This window comes from Nonomuraea maheshkhaliensis (assembly GCF_039529435.1).
GTDB classification, from domain to species: domain Bacteria; phylum Actinomycetota; class Actinomycetes; order Streptosporangiales; family Streptosporangiaceae; genus Nonomuraea; species Nonomuraea maheshkhaliensis.
Genome location: NZ_BAAAMU010000306.1, coordinates 1 through 1,484, shown reverse-complemented (window position 1 = coordinate 1,484; position 1,484 = coordinate 1). Strand labels below are relative to the sequence as shown.

Here is a 1,484-nt window from a genome sequence, read left to right as displayed (position 1 = left end):
GGGTCGGTGTACGTGCTGGCGGCCGGGATGACCGGCCCGGACGGCAACTTCGGCGCCACCGACCTCAAGCCGTCCGGCACCTGGCAGGCCGGCACGTCCGGCGGCGGCTTCTCCTACGACTACCCGCTGCCGGAGGCGCCGTCACCGGTCGGTAACGGGCCGAACCTGTCGCTGCAGTACGACGCCTCCTCCGTGGACGGCGAGGGCCACTGGACCAACAACCAGTCCGGCGTGACCGGGATCGGCTGGAACCTGTCGGCCGGGTTCATCGAGCGCAAGTACCGCCGCTGCACCGCCTGGACCGAGTACGACCCCGACACCGCCGCGCTGATCTGGCACGCCGACGAGAACGGCCCCTACGGCTCGGCCGTCTGCTGGGAGTCACCCGACGAGCTGGCCACCGACGTCACCAAGGACTACACCCAGTCGGAGCTGGTGCTGAACCTGGCCGGCCGGTCGGCCTCGATCGTCAAGGACCGCACCAGCGGGTTGTGGAAGACGGTGCCGGACTTCGGCTGGAAGATCGAGCAGCTCACCGGCGGCGCGGACGGCCTGGAGTACTGGAAGGTCACCTCCAGCGACGGCCAGGTCCACCGCTTCGGCTACACCAAGGACGCGCAGTGGCAGTTGCAGTACGTCGGCAACCAGCGCGCCGAGCCGTGCGCCGACCGGTACTTCAACGACATGATCCCGCCGACCTGCACCGGCGTGTGGCGGTGGAACCTGGACCAGTCGATCGACGCCAACGAGAACGTCATCGACTACACCTATGAGCGCGAGACCAACTACTTCTGCATGCCCGACTGTGTCTCCGAGGTCTACGTGCCGCTGCCCTACGATCGGGGCGGTTTCCTCAAGCAGATCAGCTACGGCCACAACACCCAGGTGTCCGGCAGCACGCCGACCTCGCGGATGACGTTCACCACCTCCGACCGCGGCGGCCTGGACGTGCCGACCGACCTGACCTGCGGCTCGTCTTGCACGACCAACGATGCGGTCGCGTTCTACTCCACCCGCAAGCTCGACTCGATCCTCACCGAGTCCAAGAACCCTGCCTCAGGGGTGTGGGAGCCGGACACCCGCACCGACTTCCGCTATCGGTGGATCTACACCCGCACTGACTTCGGCCCCGCCTACGACCCGGTGTTGTGGCTGGACAGCGTGCAGCAGACCGGCCTGGCGGGCACGAGTTCGCAGAAGCTGCCGCCGGTGAGCTTCGACGCCGCGATGGTCGCGGGCCGGATGGACTACGACAACTGGTCGGACTGGACCGACTTCCTGTCCTGGCGGATGGTGCCCCGCGTGGCCGGGATCGGCAACGGGATGGGCGGCCGGATCGAGGTCACCTACGGCCAGGCCGACCCGTGCGGCGGTGGCAAGGGCCGCGACGGCACCAGCTACTTACCCGACGCCACCGGCGACTGCTACCGCGTCGACTACGACTACAACGAGGAGACCGGCTACGAGAGCTGGGGCCGCTTCTT

The 1,484-nt window shown here is 68.1% G+C and carries 1 protein-coding gene; it reads left to right on the top strand.

All coding sequences use genetic code 11. The annotated features are described in order from the left end of the window. Positions 1 to 1,484 (top strand): SpvB/TcaC N-terminal domain-containing protein (locus ABFX54_RS56535; protein WP_346115600.1); only part of this gene is annotated, 1,484 nt, incomplete at both ends.